Here is a 23206-nt window from a genome sequence, read left to right on the forward strand (position 1 = left end):
TATATGCAAAAATAATCAAGAAAACAAGACTATAGAAAAATAATACGGAGAAAAACTGTGGACTCCAAATATAACCCTGTATCCATTGAACAAAAGTGGCAAAAAATCTGGACCGAACAAAACCAAAACAAAACCCCTACAGACAAAAACAAACAAAAATTCTACGCTCTATCCATGTTCCCCTACCCATCCGGGAACTTACACATGGGTCATGTTCGTAACTACACAATTACCGATGTCATTGCCCGACTCAAACGGATGCAAGGTTATCGTGTCCTGCACCCCATGGGTTGGGACGCATTTGGACTACCCGCAGAAAACGCAGCTATTGACCGTGGCATCCCACCCGCCCAATGGACCTACCAAAATATCGCCCAAATGAAAGAACAACTAAGACGTTTGGGTTTCTCCATCGACTGGGAAAAAGAAGTCGCCACCTGCTCCCCCGAATACTACCGTTGGACTCAATGGATATTTCTCCAATTTTTCCAAGCAGGTCTCGCTTACCAAAAAGAATCCGCCGTTAACTGGGACCCCATCGACCAAACCGTACTTGCCAACGAACAAGTAGATGGCGAAGGTCGTTCCTGGCGTTCCGGGGCAAAAGTCGAACGTAAATTGTTGCGCCAGTGGTTCTTCAAAATTACCGACTACGCCGAACAACTCCTCAACGACTTGGACAAATTGCCTGGTTGGCCAGAAAGAGTTAAAACCATGCAGGCCAACTGGATAGGTAAATCTGTTGGTGCTTATCTCGAATTCCCCATAGTCGGTATGGATAAAAAAATCGGTGTCTTTACCACCAGACCTGATACTGTCTACGGCGTTAGTTATGTTGTCTTAGCTCCCGAACACCCTTTAACAGCACAGGTGACAACCCCAGAACAACAAACTACCGTCGAAACCTTCATTCAAGAAGTAGCTGCCGAAAGTGAACTAGAACGTACCGCCGAAGACAAACCAAAACGTGGCGTTCCCACTGGTGGCAAAGCTATCAACCCATTCAACAACCAAGAAATTCCCATCTGGATCGCCGACTATGTACTCTATGAATATGGTACAGGTGCAGTTATGGGAGTACCTGCTCACGATGTACGCGACTTCCAGTTTGCCAAACAATACAATTTACCCATTACAAATGTCATTGTGCCAGATGACTCCGATAATGATGACTGGGAACTTACAGATGCTTATACCGATATTGGCGTCATGGTCAACTCCGGTCCGTTTAATGGTGAAAAATCGACCTTTGCCAAAAAAGCAATTATTGAACTTGCAGAAGATGAAGGTTATGGGGAAGGTCGCATACAATATCGTTTGCGAGATTGGTTAATTTCTAGACAACGTTATTGGGGAGCGCCAATACCTATTATTCACTGTCCGAAATGTGGTGCTGTACCTGTACCAGATGAAGATTTGCCTGTGAAATTGCCAGACAGTGTAGAATTTTCTGGTCGCGGTCCGTCACCGTTGGCAAAATTAGAAGATTGGGTGAATGTTCCTTGTCCGAGTTGTGGCACTCCTGCAAAACGGGAAACGGATACGATGGATACTTTTATTGATTCGTCTTGGTATTATTTGCGTTATCCAGATGCGACCAACGAACAACAGGTGTTTGACTCAGAAATAGTTAACGACTGGTTGCCTGTAGACCAATATGTGGGTGGTATCGAACACGCAATTTTGCATTTGTTGTATTCCAGATTTTTTACAAAAGTTTTGCGCGACAGAGGTCTATGCAATTTTGACGAACCATTCCAACGTTTGTTAACTCAAGGGATGGTACAAGGTATCACCTACAAAAATCCAGTTACGGGTAAATATATTCCCTCTGCTGAAGTAAACCCGGAAGACGCTAAAGACCCGAAAACAGGAGACGAGTTAGAAGTCTTTTTTGAGAAAATGTCTAAATCTAAATATAACGGTGTCGATCCTTTAGATGTGATGTCAAAATATGGAGCTGATACCGCGCGGATGTTTATCTTATTTAAAGCGCCACCGGAAAAAGATTTAGAGTGGGATGATGCTGATGTGCAAGGGCAGTTTCGTTTCCTCAACCGAGTGTGGTTATTGATAACTGAGTTTTCTGCAAATCATAGTTTAAGTGAGTTGAAAGTAAAAAATAGTGGTGTTACTCAAGCAGACTTGAAAGATTTGGGTTGGTCGCGATATTTGATTACTGAAATCACGAAAAATCTTGCTGCTTTTAAACTCAAAAATGTGGTGAAAGTTTATGCTGCTGCTGAAGTGAAAGCTGCAATAGAAGCAAAGTTGAATCATCCAGAAACTCAACAAGAGACTAAGAATGATTTACAGAAAGGGTTGAGTTGGATAGAAACTAAGTTTGCTACAGAGTTAACTAAAGCAGAGAAAGATGTACGACGAGCGGTACATATTGCTATTAAGGAAGTAACAGAAGATTTAGATGGAGATTATCAGTTTAATACTGCCGTTTCTGAAATGATGAAATTGAGTAACGCTCTTGCTGATGCTAGTTGCAAAGATTCGCCTATTTATGCGGAAGGTTTGGAAACTTTGCTGTTGTTGTTGGCACCGTTTGCGCCTCATATTATTGAGGAGTTGTGGCAAGTTGCTGGTAATTTTGGTTCGGTGCATACCCATTCTTGGCCTAAGTTTGATCCGGATGCTTTGGTTGTAGATGAAATTACCTTGGTGATTCAGATTAAGGGTAAAACTAGGGGAACTATTCAGGTGTCAGCGCAAGCAGATAAGGCGACTTTGGAAAAGTTAGCGCGAGAGTCGGAAGTCGCGCAGCGTCATTTGGAAGGCAAGGAGATTAAAAAGGTAATTGTGGTACCTGGAAAATTGGTTAATTTTGTGGTTAGTTAACAGGAGTATTAGACTGACACAGCTAAAATGGTGCAATAGTAGGGGTGGGTTTGAGCAGAAATTTTTATACTTACCCTAAAATTTATATAAACCCGTCCTCATGCACACTGATTAGATATGTCACGCTAGTAGTAGACCGACACACCTTAAAATGTAGGTTGGGTTGAACTGAGTGAAACCCAACAAAACCCTACTATAGCGCTGTGCGCAGGGAACAGGCAACAGGGAACAGGGAACAGGGGGAATAAATTGCCGTTTGCGCAGCATTCCGAAGGAATAATATAAGACTTCTAGCTCTTTTGCCCCTACTACAATTTGTAAATATACCAGCGCTCATTGCTATAATGTCTAATGTTGGGTTTATCCTAACGGATAAGCTCCGCTAACGGTAACTCAACCCAACCTACGCCTATTGAACCATTTCAGATGTTTCAGTCCAGTAGGGTAGTTTTTCAATTATCAGTTATCAGTTATCAGCTTTTTCAGTTAGTTGCAAATAATATCATGTCCGTTGGTATCGTTTGTGTAAAAGTTAGCGTGGATATTTACAGGAAATTTAAGTTTTTTTCTTGCTCAATTGCCTTCCTGTTTTTTGCCTGTTGCCTGTTGCCTGTTGCCTACCTTTTCTATAGAATACCGATGCTACCGGGCATGATATTATATCATGTTCGGATAATCAGTTATAATAAACCTTCTGCCTTCTAACCTTGCTCTTTCCCTTCAGCATAGCTGCCCTCTGCCTTCTGCCTTTGGTCCACAGATATTATAAGTATTCAACCGAACATGATATAATATCAAATCCGTTTAATTCGGTATAAAAAAATGTTCCATCTTCAACCATTACCAAATATTTCTTGATGTCCCCATCTCCCCACCCTCTTTATCTAATTACACCGATGCTACCGGATTTGATATAATGTATCTTTATAGAAACTTTAGTGTTTACTATTAAAGATATATTATAATCGTAATATGCTTTATTTAAGCAGATAAATATCTTAAGATTTGCTTTATAAATTAGTTCTATACATACTTTAATTAAATAACTTTTAAAATCTATTACTTGTAGAACTTTGAATGTAAGCATTCAGCCGTCAGCTATCAGCTATTATTTTAGCAAAAGCAGATAAGGTGACATAAGGCGACATATAGAAGGTAAGGAGATTAAAAAGGTAATTGTGGTCCCTGGAAAATTGGTTAATTTTGTGGTAACTTGATTTATGATCGGGAAGTTATGTACAACTTCCCTACTATCATAACCATCAGGATACCAATCAAGAAATTAATCTAAATTAATCAACTGAATATCCTGTTTTTTCGTAATATTAGTAATCACTTTCTTTAGGCTAAACATATTAATAATTATCTATAAAATCATAAATTTAATTAGTCACGAAAAAAATAAAAACTTTTTTATTATACTCCTGGTTTCTTGCTTTCTCCTAGTTTTAATAAGCAATACCATAGCCCCTGTATGGACGCTTGTAAGGCGGATGTAACCCCAATACAATATCTTCTTGAGCAATACCCATTTCAATTAATTCTTGACCGACATCAATATCAGTAGCGTTATGCTGAAGCCAAATTTTGCCATCTTTGATATCGAAATGTAAAACAGTATAGTAAATTCATTCCAACCCTTTCCAACTAACTCGCATAAGTTGATAATGATTCCGTATGGGGTCAAAAAATAGTTCGTTTTCTACATCTTCGTTGCGAAATGTTGATTGACCATACTTTTCTAATAGGGTTTAAATGTAGGTTCGATAAAGCTCTAACTTATCCATTGGACAATCTCCTCTGTTGCAGGTTCATATAGCAGGGAATAGGAAACAGGGAACAGTAGGAAAAACATTTCCCTCTCTAAGCTTTATCATGTGAATATCTACAGGAAATTTAAGGTTTTTCAAGCTTTTAAGCCTTCTTTCTTTTTCCTTCTTCCTTCTTCCTTCTTCAAATGACTATTTATTGAGAACATTACAAATTAATTTACCAGCACCATTAGGTTTAAATTTAACAATCTTACCATTTTTTTGTATTTTTTCTTCAGTGCGACAGTTATAAATTTCCAATGGTTTTCTCCTACCATTAATACTAACTTCTGCTCGATATTCCCAATAGTTTTTAGCACTGCGCTTAATATTGAGAATACAAATTTTATTGCCGTTATAGTTACGACAAAAAGATGCTGCTGCGGGGGGTGTAACAGCAAAAAAGAATATTAATAAAAAAATTGACAAAATAATGTATTTCGACATTTTTAAAGATGTTATTTATTTTCTGAACTGTTATTTTCTGAATTAGCGATCGCACGGAAGTCAAAAGTTAAAAGTCAAAAGTTAAAAAGTCAGATTTTATCAGCTCAAAACTTTATATTATACATTGAAGAAGGAGACAGGAGACAGGAGACAGGAGACAGGAGGAAAATTACATGGGGATTCGCTCCCCCAAGTAATTTTGAACACGACCGTTGACGGTGGGGTATTAAACCCACAAAGAAAATGATAATTTCAGCAAATTATTTCACATTTAAAGTTGGAAACTATTTGTGACATCTTTAAAGTGAATTAGTATATATATACCAGCACGCACTGTTATATCTACAAAATAAAAAATCAGGACTTACCCATGAGGTACGAAAAACTAGGATTTGAGATTGCTTTCCATTTCAGACTACTCCGCAAACCCTGTCATTTCAGTTATCAGTTGTCAGTCGCTTCAGACAAAAATACATTGTAGCTGCGTAATATCATGTTCGGACGGGTTAGTTATAAATAAAATTTAAGGACTCCGGGTATCGACAGTACCAAAGAAATACTGAAATTATCAATACTATTCCTCCAATATTTACTCCTGACTCCTGACTCCTAACAACAGTTATTTATAACTAATTATCCGAACATGATATAATATCATGTCCGGATAATTAGTTATAAAAAAACTTTCTCCTTCAACTCCACTTCTTCTTTCTTCCCTCCTGAGGACTGACTCCTCCGTAGTTATTTATTTATCACTGTTCAACCGGACATGATATAAGTCCTAAAAATAAACTAAAGTCCGAAGCTCAATTTATCAATATCATAAACTCTCACTTCTGCATCTTCAGCTAAAAGTTCTGATATTTCTTCAATTAAAGGTGCAATGTAAGGTTGCTTAAGATGGGAATTAAGAGCTTCTCGGTCTATCCATTCTTCAAAATATAAAAAGGTATTAGAATTATCAAACTCTTCATATAAAGTATAACTAATATTTCCAGCTTCTTTATGAGTTTCTTCAATACCAGGTTTTGCAAGTTCTAAAAATCGTTCTCGTTTTTCTGGTTTGATTTTGTATTTCCCAGCTAAAACAAGTGTAAATTTTTTGTCTTCATTTGCTTGATTCATGTTTAAATCCTTGAATTTTGGGCGTTGGTGATTTGAGTTATGATATCATGTCCGGATAAGAGCGCGAACAAAAAAATTTTCTCTTCTACTGCTCTTTGCTTCTTATTTCTTCCCTCCTGACTCCTGACTCCTGACTCCTAAAAAATTGCTTTCCGTTCCGGACTGCTCCGCAAACCCTGTGGGTCGCAATGAGGAAAACTAGAAGGATTCTATTGCAGTACCGTTACCAAAATTATTATTAATATTAACAACCTGAGCATATACAAATTTTATCACATAGGTTATAATTATCGCCTTTATGTCAAACCTGATTACAGTTCATTCATTCTCATCAACTTAGAAAAGCTTAACAATACTTAAATGCTTGTAATTGAGTAATAAGAAAAAACTACAAAAATGATTTAGATCATTGTTAATTTAGATCGCTAAGTAACATTTTAGAATATTTATCAGAAAATCTCAGCTTATTCCAATAAAAAAATCATAAAATCAATTTAATTAATGAATTAATGTAAGTTAAGGTGATAATCTAGTTGATAGAAAAAATGTTTCGGATATATCTAATAGATTTGCCTCACATCTGAACAGCAAATCAGATTGGTCAGAAGTGTGGACAATGATATTATTTAATATCTCGAACAAGTGGCCTCCATCTGCTTATGCAAAGGCCGATAGCTTACTAACAAATTTAGATGTTAAACTGTGCAAGAAAGCGATTATGCTCAGTAATGCTAACGGGATATTACTCTATAACGCTGACACAAACACAGTCTTGAAACAAATATTCAAAGATCATAGCAAATTGGAAAAATTAAGCGGATAAACTATGGAATACAAAAACGCAGTTCTAGATGACAAAGCTCTGCAAGAAGGCTTAAATGGGATCAACCCCAAATTCGGGGACTTTTGTACTCGTGTAGCAGGTGAAGCATGGGGTTTACCACTCATAGACCAGAAAACCAAAGCTCTGATTACAATAGCAATTGATGTAGTCAATCAAGATCATGTAGGTCCGGGAAACCCTTTTGGCGCTCATGTTAATATGGCAATGCAACAGGGAGCTACCCGTGAAGAAATAGAGGAGTTGCTAGTATTCACCTGTGTTTATGCAGGATTTAATAAAGCAGCAGGTTGCTTCGGCGCTCTGAATGAAATTTTAGGCCCGTCCGCATAATCTTGAAGAAGGCAGAAAGCAGAAGGCATACCCCCTACCCCCCTTTGAAAGGAGGGAGTATAAATTTAACAAATGCGGTCGGGCAAGACCCGTGAATGCCTGTGGATGAGTAGCCGCCGACGGTCTCAGTAGAAGCAGGAAGTAAACATTAAAATATCACGCTATGTGACGTTTTATATCAGTTTTATGAAGCAGCAGAAGGTCTAATTGTTTATTGATAGTCTTCGACACGCCATTCTGTGTCTACAAACCCTAAACAATTTTCAGCGCCGTGTAGACGGTAGACAAAAAAATTTACTTATGTCTTCAAGAGCAAAGAAAGCACAATTCTATAACTACGAGAAAGTGTGGTTTCTTTAACGATCGCTCGCGTCACCCAGCAATTTTGTTTCAACTAATGAAAAAACAACTACAAGTTCAGATATTATGAAAAAGCGCACAAATTATTACAAAGACCTAGCAGTAGATTACTCCCGAGCTATTCCAGTAGCTGCTGATGTTGCCACAGAGATGATTGCTCTAGCAGAAAAAATCATTGCCATGAAAGAAGCAACATTACCAGATCTCAGTCCTGACTACACATTAGAACAAATAGAGAAAGAAAATAAAGAGTGGTGGCCTACTCATTGTGAAGCTTTGAGACAGGGACGCGGTGATATTCTCACGGCAGAATATTATAAAGATTTAGTCTATTTGTGCCAAGACGGACAATATTTTGGTCTAGAGGAACAAAAAGAAAGGGAACAGCATTGGTGGGCATTGATTTCTCAACCAGGGGTTATCATGTGCTGGCCTATTGTTATGTTTTCTGGAGAACATACATTCTTCGAGTGGAAAAGTGTGGATCTCGAAACCAACGAAACTATTGCCAAGGGAAATGTAACTTGGGTACGTCGTGGTCACAGAGGTGGTTGTTACTTAAAGACTGAGCAATTAACATTCTATCGTGATGTATTTGCTCCTGATTCACTCTTGAAGTTGATTACTACATAAGAGAAAAAATTAGACATCTCCTCCAAAAGAGGGAGTAGGGAGTAGGGAGTAGGGAGTAGGGAGAAATAATTGAGAATTTCTGTGGGATAATTGATTTTATTTTTTATTCTTGGAGATGTCTATTAGATAGTTAAACTGAAGGAAGTTGATAATAATTTCCAGCTCCCTATTAACTATAATTTTTGCCAGAAAAAGTATCGAATATTGAATCTATTATTTGAGCGCACCATTGAGTTGAAAATTATCACAAAGGTAGAGCGTCATATAATTAATAGTGGAAGCTAAAAGTACAAGCAAAAATTTAGAGACTTGAATATAGTTAGCATCTAATTATAATATCTAGATACTGAGTTATTACATCTGAAAAGAGCAACTAAATAGCTATTTATTGATAATAATGATGTGTAAAATTATAGTTACTCAGAATCAATGATGATAATGTTATCCCTCATAGATTCATTGTTTGATTATATTTTGTAAATAATAAGGAGTAAAAAAAAATGGCTACTGCAACAAAAGGTAAAATTGGAGTCTTAATAGAAGACCATTTTGACCCTACAGAATATCTAAAATTTAATGAATTTTTCCCTCAAAAAGGCTATGAAGTAGAATATATTACTCATTTATGGGGTAATAAAGAATTACATTTTGGCTCTAACCCAGAAAATAATATTGTCGAACAACAAGTTACTGTTTCTACAGAAGTTAATGATATTAACCCCTCAGACTATAAAGGGATAATTTGTATTGGCGCTTACGCTATGGATAGATTGAGGTATCAGGTAAACCCCAAAAAAGGTGAACCAAACCAAGCACCAGCAGTAGCATTTCTCCGCAAAGCTGTCAATACTGAGAATGTGAAATTAGGAGCAATTTGTCATAGTTTATGGCTATTTTGTGCCGATAATGAAATGATTAAAAATAAAAAAGTTACCTGTGCTCATAACATTATTTGTGATGTAGAAAACGCTGGAGCAGATGTAATATTTGATGGAGATCAAACAGCAGATTTAGTGATTGATGGAAACTTAATCACAGCCAAACATCCAGGTGTAACAGATGAATTTATGGAAAAATTTGTAGAAGCGATCGAAGTTAACAATTAATATAGCAATTCCCAAGAAGCGTGAGGTACAAAATCCCCTTGTTTTAGGTTCGGACGTTACATGCAACGTCCGTACGGAGTAGGGAGTAGAAAAGAAGAAAAACAACTGTACCTAAGTAACTTGAGAAACACTATATTGCTTTTTGTAGCGGTAGATTTTACCTCAATATTCAGAATAAAATTAGAGGATAATAATTAAAACCTGCCACACTCATATAGAACCCATTTGATAGCTATCTATTTTTTAAAGATGGGGAGTAGGAGAGTAGAGAAATTTTTCTACCTTTTTCCCTTATTCTCTAACTGAATCTCCTGACTTCACAACTCCTGTACATCGCCCTACCTACGGCGGCCTTAATAAAAAATCAAATCAACTGTCGCACTCTTATTTATCAATTCTTTCTCCCTACTCCCTACTTCCTTTTTTCTAGATGTCTAATGGGTTCTATACAAAAAAAACTCGTAAACAAAGTTAAAAATAATTCAACATGAGCACCCAAATAGAATTTAGCTTTTCTGACCTAATAGCAGGATATGTTACCAAATACGACTCAGAAACAGATATTTTTGGTATCAAAACAACAGACGGCAGAGAATTTAAAGCCAGACTAAGTCCGATTTCTTACGCCAAACTCGTACAAAACTTAGATGAAGCATACCCAGATGCTACAGGTTCTATGCGGTCAATGTTAGTACCTGGTCGGTATATATTCACTTATGGAGTCTTCTACCCAGATAGTCCCATATTTGAAGCCAAACAAATTATATTTGTCGGTCGCCAAGCAGAGGACTACGTTTTTGAGAAACCAAACTGGTGGGTAGACCAGGTGCGTTCCCTTGCTAATTTTTATGTCAAAGCTCAGTTTGGCGACGAAGAAATTGACTACCGCAACTATCGCACAACTCTAAGTCTATCCGGTGCAAAATCTCAGGTAAACTTCTCTCAAGAAACTGATACTATTTCCCGGATGGTTTACGGGATGGCAACTGCCTACATGATGACTGGGGAAGAAATTTTTCTAGAAGCAGCAGAAAAAGGTACCGAATATCTGCGAGACCACATGAGGTTTGTAGACCTAGACGAAGGAATTGTCTATTGGTATCACGGTATTGATGTACAAGGAGAGCGGGAACAAAAAATCTTCGCTTCAGAATTCGGCGATGACTACGATGCTATTCCTGCTTACGAACAAATTTATGCCCTTGCAGGTCCATTACAAACATATCGACTCAATGGCGACCCTCGGATCATGGACGATACCGAGAAAACCATCAAACTATTCAACGACTTCTACCTGGATAAGAGCGATCGCGGCGGTTATTACTCTCACCTAGACCCCATAACTCTAGACCCCCTCAGCGAATCATTAGGACGGAACAAAGGTACCAAAAACTGGAACTCAGTGGGAGACCATGCACCAGCATATTTAATTAATCTGTGGTTAGCAACAGAAAAACCAGAATATGCTGATATGCTCGAATATACCTTTGACACTATTGAAAAGCGGTTCCCAGACTACGAGAACTCTCCCTTTGTCAATGAAAAATTCTTTGAAGACTGGAGTCCAGACCATACTTGGGGATGGCAGCAAAACCGGGCAGTAGTTGGTCACAATATGAAAATTGCCTGGAATTTGATGCGGATGAATAGTCTCAAAGCCAAAGATTCTTATGTCGATTTGGCCAAGAAAATTGCCGATCTTATGCCAGCAGTAGGCAGCGACCAACAACGAGGTGGTTGGTATGATGTAGTGGAAAGAGTATTAGATAAAGACGAAAAAATCCATCGTTTTGTTTGGCACGACCGCAAAGCTTGGTGGCAGCAAGAACAGTCTATTCTAGCTTATTATATCCTCGCCGGAATTCTCAAAGAGCCAGAATATCATCGTTTAGCGCGGGAAGCTGCTGCTTTTTACAATGCTTGGTTCCTGGATACAGAAGATGGTGGGGTTTATTTCAATGTTCTTGCTAATGGTATTCCTTTCTTGGCAAGTGGTAACGAACGAGGTAAGGGGTCTCACTCCATGAGTGGTTATCACTCTACAGAGCTATGTTTCCTTTCTGCTGTTTATACTAATCTCCTGGTTAACAAGCAGCCAATGGATTTTTATTTTAAACCTATTCCTGGTGGTTTCCCCGATAATATCCTGCGGGTGTCGCCAGATATTCTGCCTCCAGGTAGTATTAAAATTGGCTCTGTAGAAATTGATGGCAAACCCTACAGTGATTTTGATACTGAGAAACTGAGTGTCAAGTTGCCTGATATTAAAGAAAGGGTGAAAGTTAAGGTAAATATTGTACCTACCTGAGTGGGTGGTGGTGCATAGTCATGGCAAAGGAAACACCGGGAATTTAGGGAGATGGGGAGTGTGGGGAGCACCGAGAGTGTGGGAGAAAAAAATATATATCCTCACCATTACCATCCAGGACCACCCCTGAGCGGGTTGAAAGCAAAAAGTTCAGATAATACCTTAGATGTATCTATGGGGGTGGTGGTGCATTGTCATGGTCGTGCATTGTAATTATTTTTGTTACGATATACGGTAGTGGGAGCATCTTGCTCCTTTATATCATGTCCGGATAATTGGCGTTGCACAGCGACGAATGATTTGAGATTTTTGATTGAATTGGATTGTGGATTAATCAATTGCCAGAATGATTAATTAATGGTTATTTTTAGTCAAAGTCTAAACTAATTTTTGGCAATATCATTCCATAATGTGCAACCCCGGATAATTAGTGATGAAAAAAATTATCCTTTCACTTGTAGGGCAAATCTATTTTTTCTTCTTCTCTTGGTCAGCATTCCCTTGCGACTGTCGTCGTCGCGGGGTCGCACTGCTACTCCCTTCCCTACTCATATCATGTCCGGTAGCATCGGAGCGTGTATAAAATTAAGGTGACAATAGGATCAAACCTTCTGCCTCCTGCCTCCAGCATAGCTGCCTTCCTTCCAGCAAAGTCTAATTATTCAACCGGACATAATATCACTTATTTATATATTCAACCGGACATAATATTACTCGCGGGCAGGATGCCCACACTAGGCATTGCTTGTTCCTATTTACCATTACGCCAGCAGGACTACCTTTATGGGTTTAATATCATGTTCGGACGGGTCAGTTAGAAATAAAATTTAAGAACTGACAGTACCGACAGTACCTAAAGAAATACTGAAATTATCTTTACTTTCCTCCTTTCTTCCCTCCTGACTCCTGACTCCTGATTCCTCACAACAGTTATTTATAAGTATTCAACCAAACATGATATAAATTATTGTTTTGGTTAAATTTGTGGTATAAAATCTGTGGTAGTAGATTGAAGAAGGAGTCAGAATCAAGAGTGGGGGACAATTCAGACCCATCACTAATAATTGCAGACCACCAAAGCATCAGATTTGCTGCTGGTATTCAACCCATTTCTTCATCCGCCAGTTGTACAGAATTCTATCTAGCAATTCAGACAGTACGCTACTGACGGCTAATTTACCTCTACCTGAATTCTTTGTTGATAACTGAGACCAAACACTTAAATATTGTTATATCATGATACAAATTGATATTAATACAGTAGTAGAAAATATTACAGTAGTAGAATTAACAGGGGACATTGACGCTAGTACAGCACCTAAAGTTTCAGAAGAAATATTACCTCTAGCGACTCCTGGCTGCAAAATTCTGATAAATATGAGCAATGTGCCATATATGTCTAGTGCAGGGTTGCGCACATTACTATCACTGTACCGACAAACAACAGCAAAGGAAGGAAAAGTTGTATTAGTGGGACTTTCTGAAGAGCTTCAAGATACTATGTCTGTGACTGGGTTTCTAGACTTTTTTGCAACTGCTGAAAATGTTGAGTCAGGAATGGCAACACTAAATTGAAGCAGGTGGTAGTTCAACAATTAATAATTAATTATTAATTATTAATTATTACCTCTCCTTCAAAAGAAGAGAATTGACTTAACTGGCTATCAGCTATCAGCATTTGAGCTAGCCTCCTAGGTCGGAACTGCGTTAACAGCTTTTTGACCTTGGGTTTATACCCCGACAACTAATGCGCCGGATGGTTGAGTCGGGGTTGAAATCCCCGACGAGGGCGTAAAAAAAGTCCTAATGCTGACCGCTGACTGCTATTTAAAGAAAAATTTTGTCTTTTTTCCCTTTTAAAGGAGAGGCTTTAAACCTTGATTATTCGGTAAAATTTTGTTAAGCTGTTCAGCATTTCAAAGTATATATCCAATTTTTGTGAAAGGGAGTAGGAAATATAAATAGGACTTAGGCACTGACAATAGATATAGGGCTTTGTGCGTTACGCTACTACTAACAAACCCTACTGGACTACTTTGCTACTTTTTTTTCTTGACGGCTGAAACAGCTATATGTTATAATATATTAATATATGCGTGAGATAATAGAACCTGAAATAATACCCACTCAAGCTAAAAAAGTTCGACCAAAACCACCTTGTCCGATAATACTTTTTGCCCAATAACGTTCTACAAGTAATAGTTTATCTCCACATTTTTGACAGAACTGAAAATTATCAGGATTAATAGTTAGACATTCCGGGTTCAGACATTGAGACATAATAAATTAATGGATAATTGATAGAGAAAAAATAGATGTTTTTAATGTTGATTTTAATGATTTACAAAGGGAGTTATACCGTGGTTGAATTACCCGCAATAAATACTTGTATATGTTAAATTCTACAAGTCTCTGTGTGATAGAAGGGTACTACCTACATCAGGATGAGAGTCCAAACCCACAAACCAAGTTAACCAAATCATAGTAAAATCCCATCTTTTTCCTTGCCATTGTAGCCTAACAAAACACAGTGGGAAATAACCTAAATTACAGGAATAAAAATTTGACAGTGAAAAAATCAAATCTTCGTATTCTAACCATTTCCCTTTTTTACGCCAACCTACTTTGTCTCCGAACGCTTCCCATACTTTGGAATTGTACTTCCGTGTACCACCTAAACTCTGATAAATTTTCTTCTGTACAGAAAAGCCAAATTTACCATTACTGTATCTTACCCAAAGTCGATCAATTGTGCAGAGGTCTGTATAAGGAAAATAATCTATATGTTCAACATTTAGAAAACCCAATTTCTCTTGTCTTACAACTTCTAACATACAACGCTTAGTTTCCTGATCCGCTTCTTCCCACTTTCCTAATGCTAATAAATTTTGTAGTTTATTATAGTCTACTCTTAGTACAACTGGAGGTATATTAGTATGGGTAGAATCTTGAGGATATTGTGGAGGTAATGAAGGTAGTAAAAGTCTATTAGTAGCAGAAGAATATTTTGGAGATTGTTGATGATTGTGAGTATGATAAACAGAATAATTACCAAATCCTAAATTCGCCAAAACATCCTCAACATTCTGATAACGTTGCTTTGGTTTTTGCTCCACCAAACCATCTAAAATTTTCCCTGATTCATCACTCACAAAATTTCCATTTAAACAATCTCGCCATACCCATTCCATTTCCATTACATCATACAAATCAAAGGGACTCATCTGAGTCAATAAATGCAAACAAACAACCCCCAAACTATACAAGTCACTCCCAAATTTTGCCTTTCCCATCGACTGTTCCGGGGCGCAATATTCTGCGGAACCAATAACTGTTCCTGTCACCGTCCGACTTTGAGTTTTCGGCAGAACTTTAGCAGCTCCAAAGTCAACCAAAACTAACCTTTTATCCGCCTCTCTCCTAATAATATTCTCCGGTTTAATATCCCGATGAATCACATTATGACTGTGAACAAACTGCAAAACAGATAATAAGTCAATTAACAATTCTCGAATCTGACCTTCATTAAAAACCCCATGATTATCTAACTCTTGTTGCAGAGTTTCTCCCTGAATAAATTCCTGTACTAAATATTGACGACTATCCACAGAAAAATAAGCAAAAAGTTCAGGAATTTGTGGATGCTTTCCTAATAACTCCAACCTTGACGCTTCCTGTGCAAATAACTCGGCAACTTTTGCCACAGTTTCTGTTCCCTAAGCTTGAGGGAGAAACTGTTTAATCACACAAGGAGGTTTAGAAGGTTTAAACTTATCCACAGCTAAAAAAGTTCGACCAAAACTACCTTGTCCGAGAATACTTTTTGCCCAATAACGTTCTACAAGTAATAGTTGATCTCCACATTTTTAACAGAACTGAAAATTATCGGGATTAATATTCAGACATTCTGAGTTGAGACATTGAGACATGATAATAATTTTTTTTTAGAATCTACTAAACTCTATGACTAAATTATAAACAGGACTTAAGCAGCCAAACAAGAAACTGGGTTTATAGTATTTTTTTGCTTCATGAGGTACATTGACGATCCTCCTAAATCTCCCTTAAAAAGCTATGCTTTATCAACATCTTTCTTCACATAAAAATTGACAAAATAGACAAGTTATGTATAAGTCTTGGAGGGAATTTTTCAGGAGAAAAGTGTATTGAAAAATACATTTTTTTGAAAACTGTAGACAAGATTTTTGCCCCCCACACTCCCCACACTCCCCACCCTCCCCACAAGGTTTTCAGGAGTTCCTTATCAGGTATAGCTTAAAAAGGGGGACTTTGAATACTCCCCTCTTAAAAAGGGGGGCGGGGGGATCTAAAACTGTACCTGATAGATTATTGAATTTATTGTCAGTTATTGTTTTGGAAAAATTACCAGAAATGAGTCATCAGGAGTTAGAAGCTATATTTAGTATTAATGATTTGAAAAAAAACTCTTTTGCTCAGGAATTAATGGCAGAAGCAGAAGAAAGAGGAAAGTTAAAGGTTATTCCTGAATTACTAAAGCAAGGCTTTTCTGTGGAAAAAATTGCTAATATACTTCACCTTGATGTTCGGCAAGTCCAACAATTTATTAATAATCTCAATTAATTAGAATTACTACCAGTAAAGAAAATCTAGGTTTGGTTAATTTATACATTAGTAGAGTGTCTATCAATAGAGAAAACCCAACAAATTTTTTCCTATTCTAGGAGGTAATGATAATTGATAAATGATAACTGAAATGACTACTTTAATAAATAATTAATATTTAATTTATTGCCGAAATTAACTTAATAACGTTAAAGTTAGGCAGAGTTTGTGTAAACAGACATTTAATCCTAATTTGAGGAGCGAATATTTAATGCGAGTTTTATTAATTTATCCCTTATTTCCCCAATCTTTCTGGTCTTTTGAAAAAATTCTGGAACTGATAAATCGCAAAGTAATGCTACCTCCTTTAGGGTTAGTAACAGTAGCAGCTATCTTACCCCAGGAATGGGAATATAAATTAGTCGATAGAAATATTAGGGCAGTCACAGAAACAGAATGGGAATGGGCAGATTTAGTCATACTTTCGGCAATGATTGTCCAAAAAGAAGACTTACATGACCAAATCCGAGAAGCAAAACGACGTAATAAATTAGTAGCTTGTGGTGGCCCATATCCCACAGCATTACCCCAAGAACAATTGGACAGTGGTGTAGATTTTCTAATTCTGGATGAAGGGGAAATTACTTTGCCTATGTTTGTCGATGCTGTCAAACGTGGGGAAACTCACGGTATTTTCCGTGCAGATGGGAATAAACCTGATGTGACAACAACTCCTATTCCCAGATTCGATTTATTGGAAATGCAATATTATGAATCTATGTCGGTTCAGTTTTCCCGTGGTTGTCCATTCCAATGTGAATTTTGTGATATTATTGTTCTGTATGGTCGTAAACCCCGTACCAAAACGCCAGCACAATTATTAGCAGAATTAGATTACTTATACGACTTAGGATGGCGTGGTTCTCTATTTATGGTAGATGACAACTTTATTGGTAATAAGCGTAACGTTAAGTTGTTGCTCAAAGAATTAAAAGTTTGGCAAGCAGAACATCAATGTCCATTTAAACTGACTACAGAAGCTTCCGTTAACTTAGCAGAAGACCCAGAATTAATGCAATTAATGGTAGATTGCAATCTTAGAGCGGTATTTTTAGGAATAGAAACGCCAGATGAAGATAGTTTAGAGTTAACCCATAAATATCAAAATAATCGTAACCCTCTCAATGAAGCAGTAGAGAAAATTATTAAGTCTGGTATCAGAGTAATGGCAGGGTTTATTATCGGTTTCGATGGAGAAAAACCAGGAGCAGGCGATCGCATCGTTAAATTTGTGGAAGAGACAACTATTCCGACTGCCATGTTTAGTATGTTGCAAGTCTTACCAAATACTGCACTTTGGCATCGTCTAAAAAAGGAAGGTCGTCTTTTAGATAAAGGTGCTAACGTTAATCAAGTAACCTTGACAAATTTTATCCCCACCAGACCAATAGAAGATATTGCCAGAGAATATGTAGAAGCATTTTGGCAGTTGTATGACTATGAAAAGTTTTTAGATCGAACTTATCGACATTTTTTAATGATGGGCGCTCCCACTGCTAAAGGTGCTGCAAAAATGCCCAGTTGGATAGAATTACGAGCATTGTTGATTATTTGTTGGCGACAGGGAATAAAGCGGAACACTCGTTGGAAATTTTGGCATCATTTGTTTAGCATTAGAAAAAATAATCCTAGTGCTTTGACATCTTATATAAGTACCTCCGCTCATATCGAACATTTTTATGAGTATCGTCATATTGTCAAAGAAAAAATTGAAGCGCAGTTAGCTGAATATTTAGCTGAGAATAAACAGTTAAATGTCATAGAGAAGGAACAAGAAAGACCAAAATTAAAAAAGGTAAAAGAAGAAGCAGCTTAAAGTCTGCAAGTAGAGAGGTTTAATACAATTTCTCTACATTTCTATTTTTCCTTTGGTTAGCAAAACCACAATCTTTAAATCATTAACTAGCTGTCAGCTAAAAGCTTTCAGCTCGGGTTAAAATCTCCTTTAAATTGCATTTCTCTAGGTTTCAGCGAGCGATCGCTGTTTGTGGAGTATGACCCTAGAAAATGCTGACTGCAACAATTGGTGTTTACGGAGCATTCCGTCAGGAAATACTTTTTAAAATCAGATCATATCTGGTAGCATCGGTATTGTAAGCGCGAAGGTAAGGAAGAAAGCTATTGAGTAAGAAAAAACCTAAATTTCCTGTAGATATTCACCCTTGGGTTTACACAAACGATTGCCTTCGGACATGATATGATTTATAAAGTAAATATTAAGAGGCTGAATTTTTTGGAATACAAGGGTTTTGGGAGTTATAGCCCAATAATATCAAATCCGGTTAAACAGCCATAGAATGGTTAAGTTAGGAGTCCTCAGGAGTCAGGAGTCAGGAGTCAGGAGGAAAAAGAATTACAAAGATAAACGTAGTTATGGCGATTGAAGATTTTTTTTATGTCCAATTAAACGGATTTGATCTAATACCTAAATCCCTGAAAGTTAGGTGAAATAAAGGTTTTATCTGAATTTACAAATCAGCTTTAATAGCGCGATCAAAACTTTATACTTCTATTCCTTTTTCCTTCTTCCCTCCTAATACCATCCTCTTAATACCATTTCTGAATAGACATCTCCAGAAAAGGTTCTTCAACCCTTATAATACTGTTCCAAAATCGATATTTTTGGAGAAGTCTAATAGTAATGCTATGTTTGATTACCATTTCCCCATCTCCCCATCTCCCCATCTCCCCATCTCCCCATCTCCCCATTATTAAAGATATATAACAAACTTTTTGAGATTTGGTATGACTCTAACTCCTGAAGACTGACTCCTGAGGACTGACTCCTGATTCCTCCGTCGTTATTTATCAGTATTCAACCGGACATGATATCACTCAGCTTTCAACGGAGTTTTTTTGCTAAAATTTGCCCTACCTTTTTAACTATTGGGTCAATTTCAATCGCAAAATATTCTCCAATTTCCTTTTCTACTAAATTAGTCAAATTAACTGTTTCTGGATAAATATCAAACACCAAAGAAAATTTGGCCATATCCCTAATTATTAACAGTACTCCATCCAAACAAATCAGGTCTTTAACATCAAGATATTGAAGAAAATCATTCTTCCAAAGTACCTCAATTTTTATCCCTCCCCCTGATAAATTCTCTTTAGAAATTAACTGACAATACCCCGAAGGTACACCATAAAATAAAGACCCAGAAATTTCTTCTCCCAAACGAATAGACCTTTCTAAATTGAGCTTTTTCTGTCCTTCATATTGTGCAGCAACTTTTGTCGAAGCTAGATAAAACTTTAATAGATAAAACTCTCCTAATATCTCTTTACCTAAAATTGTTAACGCCCTCCCATTGACAGAAATATTAGACTTGATTTCCACTTCAGTATATAAACTATCAGAAACATCAAGAATTAATTCACATCCCAAACCTTGTAAGTGAAGTTGATAAACTTTTCCCGTTTCTTGAATAATTCCAGTAAACATTAAAGAGTAATTGGTAATAGTTGACACTCATTATCTGATTTATTTGTCGCTATATATAGCAATACGTCTTTTGGTATAGGACAATAAATTTTAGTTGTCAGGGAATAGGCAACATGGAACAGGGATATAGAGAAATGCCCTAAAATAATTTTTAGTTCTTCAGCTAATTCAATAATTTTGAGCTTGATTAAGACACATCTATAGAACCCATTTGGTATCTTTGTCGCCGATTCAGTTTTTTTGTCATAAGTAATAATTAAAAAGTCAAAAGTCAGAAAGTAGGGAAGGTATAAAGGAAAAAGCGGATGGGACTCCGCGTCCTTCGGGTATCTCTTTCCTCCTTCGGAGGAGCTACGCTAACAGAGACGCTTTGCGTATGGCAGTTGCTTTAAGTGGCTAATAAAGGGCGGATGCAGGTCCTGCCCACAGCTCCTTGGGAACCCGCAGGGCGCACTGCTCGACCAAGAGAGCGGTCAGATCCCGCGTCGGTTCAGACCCAAGGGAATGCTGACCAAGAGAGGGAACGCGCACTAAGCAGGTTGAAAAATACTCCCCACCTCCCCACCTCCCCACCTCCCCATCTCTTTTTAAATAGATATCAAATGAGTTCTATAGTATTCACTGTTAAGAATTGGTATTGTATCTTACCCAACGAGCAAAAACAATATTGCTAAACATCAAAAAATACTTAGGGTTTGCGCTCAAAAGTCTTATGGGTGAGGGTAGGAGACAGGAGACAGGAGACAGGAGACAACCCACCCCTCGCCCCTCCCCCTCCCAGGAGCGGAGAAATGGGAACGAGCGAGGAGGTAGGAGCGGGCGTTTTGTCCCAAGATTGTTCTGCTCAACTCTTGACCAAAATCCTGAATTTTTGAACCATTACCACCTAAAACCTCGCACCCCCTCCAGACCTAAAATTGCTCAAACTAATACCAGTCAATACTTTGATATTTAATCAGCAAACCCTACTTAATATCATTTCTTAAAAAGAATTCTATAGTTATGCAAGACTTCAATGATTAAGTAATTATTAGGATTCAATAACGTGAATAGCGATTATTAGGTAGTAAGTATATATTATTCTTATGTTTGCTACTCCCCTACTCCCTCACTCCCCTACTCGTTTAGTGCTTATAGGGAATAGGGATTTCTCACAGAATCCAAATAATATAAATTGAATTGTTTGAGAATAAATACTTATAAAATTACCTTAGTAGATTATTGTCTTTTAAGTTTAAGATTACTCTCTTACTCCTTTCAAAGTCTTTAAAATTAAGGTTTTCCAGGTTAATATTAAATTTTTCTAATAAAATAAAGTTATGAATAACCGTAACAAGGGTTGCTTTTTTTCGAGAATAGTATTAATCTATAAATTAATGAAGCAATAAACCTAGTTTGAACTCAGAGGTTAGCATTAGTAATAGATCAGCGGTTTCAAATTAGAGAAATTTAATTTAGGAGAATGACTTATGAGATTGGGCTACAGTTAAAGATAAAAATGAAAGCTGTAGATAATCTAACAAATTTAGTAAATAAAGCTAACTCTAACTCTACAACAAAACCTCCACAATAAATAGCAAAATTCTACCGAGAAAAACTTGAAATACTCGTAACCTTAAGTAAAAAAAAGGAAATCAATTATGTCAAGTCTACTGAAAACAGTTAAGCAGATTAATGTATTAGCTTTAATATTTAATTTGAGTTCGGTATCAGTAAACTCGAGGGTGAATCCAGTACAAAAGTCTATTGCTAAGACAATTATTAAAAGCGGGACCAGACTTTATGAAAATGGTAAAGCAACTTTAGCTGAAATTGGAGAAATAGTTAATACTTTAGTAGTTGAAGTAAAGACAGAAAAAATCACAGCAGCGCAAATGGTAAAAGTTTCTGTTAAAGACTAATATAAATAAAAAGCATATTGTTGGTAAATTCTGTTGGCAACAGGGGATGTTATCCCCTGTTTTTTTTGTGTTAATGATTTTGAGTAATTTGGTAAGAAACAATTTCCATCTTAGCTTTTTGAATCAATTAGAGATACTATAGCACTACGTAAATAGGTTAGGACATTTATAAATGCTCAAACTCAGTCAGATATTACTTTTAACTTTTAACTTTTAACTTTTGAGTTGCGCGTAGCGCTATATATTCTTACTCAGATGACACATTGAGTAAATTACGATAGACTGTAAAAGATTAAATTACCAAAGTTTTTATTATTATACTTACTATCTATGCCAAGAAAAACTAAAAAAACAGCAACTTCTAATTCTCTACCTCAAGAAAATGCTTTATCCTTCTCTTCCATTCACGCTAGGATTGATTTTCTCAACGAAAAGCATAAAAAACTTCTGAGCAAAATCAAACGTAAAAAAACTGAGTTGTCTAACCTGACTCAACAAATGCAAACACTCACTCAAGAAGTGCGTCAAAAAAGTAGACCATTGTATGACAAAATTAATAGTCTAGATCAAAAAATTCATGGGCTATTTGATAAAATTTTAAGTAATAAACTTTTAGGAAAACGTCAAAAGCAAGAAGTTATAGATATTTATCGAATCTTACAATTGACAGGTAAAATTTCTCCTCGCCCAGAATATTTTTCTCGGTCATCATCGACAAATTTTCAAGATGAAGATAGAGATGATTATGAACAGACAACGGAGAAAGATTTTTTTGGAGAAAATCATCATTACGATGAAAATGAAGATATTTGTCAACCACGTCCTAGTAGAGACCTGAGAAAAATATTCTTAAAATTAGCCGATAAATTTCACCCAGATAAAGCTAGGGATAATGAAACTCGTGTTTTCTATACTGAAATCATGAAAGAAATTAATATTGCTTATCAAAGTGGTGATCTAGCTCGGTTACTAGAGATTGAAAGAGATAAAAATCAAGAAAAAGTTAAGTTTTCCCAAAATGATAGTGAAAAAGAATGCGAACAATTAGAGAAAGAAATTGAACTATTATCTCAACAATATGAACAAGTTAAATCAGAGTTACGAGAAGTGAAAAAGACTCCTCAAGGAAATATGGTAAAACAGTATCGCAAAGCAAAGCGAAAAGGAGAAAATTTGATGGAAAATTTGGTTGCAGAAGCAGAAGTTGATCTAAATTCTTTGCAAGTATTGCATAATTTTGTTAAAGATTTTAAAGACCGGAAAATTACACTAAAAGAGTTTGTTAGAGGTCCTAATTCTGTAAATAGAGATGATATGGAAGATCTGATTAATGAAATGTTTGAAAAAATGTTTGTAGTGGTAAATGTATAAATTAACTTAATCGGTATTGTGATTGTATTTA

At 36.7% G+C, this 23206-nt stretch carries 18 protein-coding genes and 3 pseudogenes; 14 read left to right on the forward strand and 7 right to left on the reverse strand.

Translation table 11 applies throughout. The annotated features are described in order from the left end of the window. Positions 1-57 precede the first annotated feature (57 nt). The gene (gene leuS / locus F6K06_RS00750; protein ID WP_124154827.1) at positions 58-2850 is read left to right on the forward strand and encodes a leucine--tRNA ligase; all 2793 of its coding nucleotides are present in this window, start codon (positions 58-60) and stop codon (positions 2848-2850) included. A gap of 1448 nt (positions 2851-4298) precedes the next feature. Here the strand turns inward: leuS and F6K06_RS00755 are convergent. After that, positions 4299-4586, reverse strand: a pseudogene (locus F6K06_RS00755) (XisI protein); the annotation flags it as partial. A 225-nt stretch (positions 4587-4811) separates the two neighbouring features. Continuing rightward, a complete protein-coding gene (locus F6K06_RS00760; protein WP_124144750.1) occupies positions 4812-5108 on the reverse strand; it encodes a hypothetical protein in 297 nt (98 codons plus the stop codon). 124 nt (positions 5109-5232) lie between these two features. Here F6K06_RS00760 and F6K06_RS00765 point away from each other — a divergent pair, with 124 nt between their 5' ends. Beyond that, positions 5233-5355, forward strand: a complete 123-nt coding sequence (locus F6K06_RS00765; RefSeq protein ID WP_275670358.1) for a hypothetical protein — start codon at positions 5233-5235, stop codon at positions 5353-5355. A 545-nt stretch (positions 5356-5900) separates the two neighbouring features. Here F6K06_RS00765 and F6K06_RS00770 read toward each other — a convergent pair. Continuing rightward, positions 5901-6233 carry a putative quinol monooxygenase gene (locus F6K06_RS00770; RefSeq protein WP_124144749.1) on the reverse strand — a complete coding sequence of 111 codons (333 nt, stop codon included), beginning with the start codon at positions 6231-6233 and terminating at the stop codon, positions 5901-5903. An 826-nt stretch (positions 6234-7059) separates the two neighbouring features. Between F6K06_RS00770 and F6K06_RS00775 the strand changes: the two genes are divergently transcribed. The 7 genes from F6K06_RS00775 to F6K06_RS00805 all read left to right on the forward strand — a co-directional run bounded on the left by F6K06_RS00775 (position 7060) and on the right by F6K06_RS00805 (position 13389). Next, positions 7060-7407 carry a carboxymuconolactone decarboxylase family protein gene (locus tag F6K06_RS00775; protein ID WP_124144748.1) on the forward strand — a complete coding sequence of 116 codons (348 nt, stop codon included), beginning with the start codon at positions 7060-7062 and terminating at the stop codon, positions 7405-7407. A gap of 426 nt (positions 7408-7833) precedes the next feature. Continuing rightward, the gene (locus F6K06_RS00780) at positions 7834-8400 is read left to right on the forward strand and encodes a hypothetical protein (protein WP_124144747.1); all 567 of its coding nucleotides are present in this window, start codon (positions 7834-7836) and stop codon (positions 8398-8400) included. Between the two features lie 500 nt (positions 8401-8900). Beyond that, positions 8901-9506: a DJ-1/PfpI family protein gene (locus tag F6K06_RS00785; protein WP_124144746.1), complete on the forward strand. Its 606-nt coding sequence runs from the start codon at positions 8901-8903 to the stop codon at positions 9504-9506. A gap of 487 nt (positions 9507-9993) precedes the next feature. Further along, on the forward strand, positions 9994-11814 hold the full coding sequence (locus F6K06_RS00790; protein WP_287239114.1) for an AGE family epimerase/isomerase: 1821 nt from the start codon (positions 9994-9996) through the stop codon (positions 11812-11814). Positions 11815-11874: 60 nt separating this feature from the next. Then, positions 11875-12027, forward strand: coding sequence for a hypothetical protein (locus F6K06_RS00795; protein WP_161564489.1), 153 nt, complete (start codon positions 11875-11877; stop codon positions 12025-12027). 754 nt (positions 12028-12781) lie between these two features. After that, on the forward strand, positions 12782-12982 hold the full coding sequence (locus F6K06_RS00800; protein ID WP_124144744.1) for a hypothetical protein: 201 nt from the start codon (positions 12782-12784) through the stop codon (positions 12980-12982). 68 nt (positions 12983-13050) lie between these two features. Next, positions 13051-13389 (forward strand): anti-sigma factor antagonist, encoded by a 339-nt coding sequence (locus tag F6K06_RS00805; protein WP_124144743.1) that lies wholly within the window; start codon positions 13051-13053, stop codon positions 13387-13389. Positions 13390-13944: 555 nt separating this feature from the next. Here F6K06_RS00805 and F6K06_RS00810 read toward each other — a convergent pair. Both F6K06_RS00810 and F6K06_RS00815 read right to left on the reverse strand, forming a co-directional pair. Continuing rightward, positions 13945-14094 (reverse strand): annotated as a pseudogene (locus F6K06_RS00810) (4-Cys prefix domain-containing protein); the annotation flags it as partial. A 122-nt stretch (positions 14095-14216) separates the two neighbouring features. Then, positions 14217-15743: pseudogene (locus F6K06_RS00815) on the reverse strand (GUN4 domain-containing protein). Between the two features lie 430 nt (positions 15744-16173). On the opposite strand from F6K06_RS00815, the gene F6K06_RS00820 reads away from it, so the two are divergent. Together F6K06_RS00820 and F6K06_RS00825 are read left to right on the forward strand one after the other, a co-directional pair. After that, on the forward strand, positions 16174-16416 hold the full coding sequence (locus F6K06_RS00820; RefSeq protein ID WP_124144741.1) for a hypothetical protein: 243 nt from the start codon (positions 16174-16176) through the stop codon (positions 16414-16416). A 253-nt stretch (positions 16417-16669) separates the two neighbouring features. Beyond that, positions 16670-18274 carry a B12-binding domain-containing radical SAM protein gene (locus tag F6K06_RS00825; RefSeq protein WP_124144740.1) on the forward strand — a complete coding sequence of 535 codons (1605 nt, stop codon included), beginning with the start codon at positions 16670-16672 and terminating at the stop codon, positions 18272-18274. Positions 18275-19005: 731 nt separating this feature from the next. Here F6K06_RS00825 and F6K06_RS00830 read toward each other — a convergent pair. Together F6K06_RS00830 and F6K06_RS00835 are read right to left on the reverse strand one after the other, a co-directional pair. Continuing rightward, positions 19006-19167: a hypothetical protein gene (locus tag F6K06_RS00830; protein WP_161564487.1), complete on the reverse strand. Its 162-nt coding sequence runs from the start codon at positions 19165-19167 to the stop codon at positions 19006-19008. A gap of 133 nt (positions 19168-19300) precedes the next feature. Further along, a complete protein-coding gene (locus F6K06_RS00835; RefSeq protein WP_124144739.1) occupies positions 19301-19930 on the reverse strand; it encodes a Lumazine-binding protein in 630 nt (209 codons plus the stop codon). Positions 19931-20570: 640 nt separating this feature from the next. Here F6K06_RS00835 and F6K06_RS00840 point away from each other — a divergent pair. The 3 genes from F6K06_RS00840 to F6K06_RS00850 all read left to right on the forward strand — a co-directional run bounded on the left by F6K06_RS00840 (position 20571) and on the right by F6K06_RS00850 (position 23175). Then, positions 20571-20858, forward strand: coding sequence for a hypothetical protein (locus F6K06_RS00840; RefSeq protein WP_153183409.1), 288 nt, complete (start codon positions 20571-20573; stop codon positions 20856-20858). Between the two features lie 685 nt (positions 20859-21543). Continuing rightward, entirely contained in the window at positions 21544-21804 is a 261-nt protein-coding gene (locus F6K06_RS00845; protein ID WP_124144737.1) for a DUF5132 domain-containing protein, read from the forward strand. A 330-nt stretch (positions 21805-22134) separates the two neighbouring features. Beyond that, complete coding sequence (locus F6K06_RS00850) at positions 22135-23175, forward strand: J domain-containing protein (protein ID WP_124144736.1); 1041 nt, start codon at positions 22135-22137, stop codon at positions 23173-23175. Positions 23176-23206 lie beyond the last annotated feature (31 nt).

Origin of the sequence: Okeania sp. SIO1H4, assembly GCF_010672695.1 — a bacterium.
GTDB classification, from domain to species: Bacteria; Cyanobacteriota; Cyanobacteriia; order Cyanobacteriales; family Microcoleaceae; genus Okeania; species Okeania hirsuta.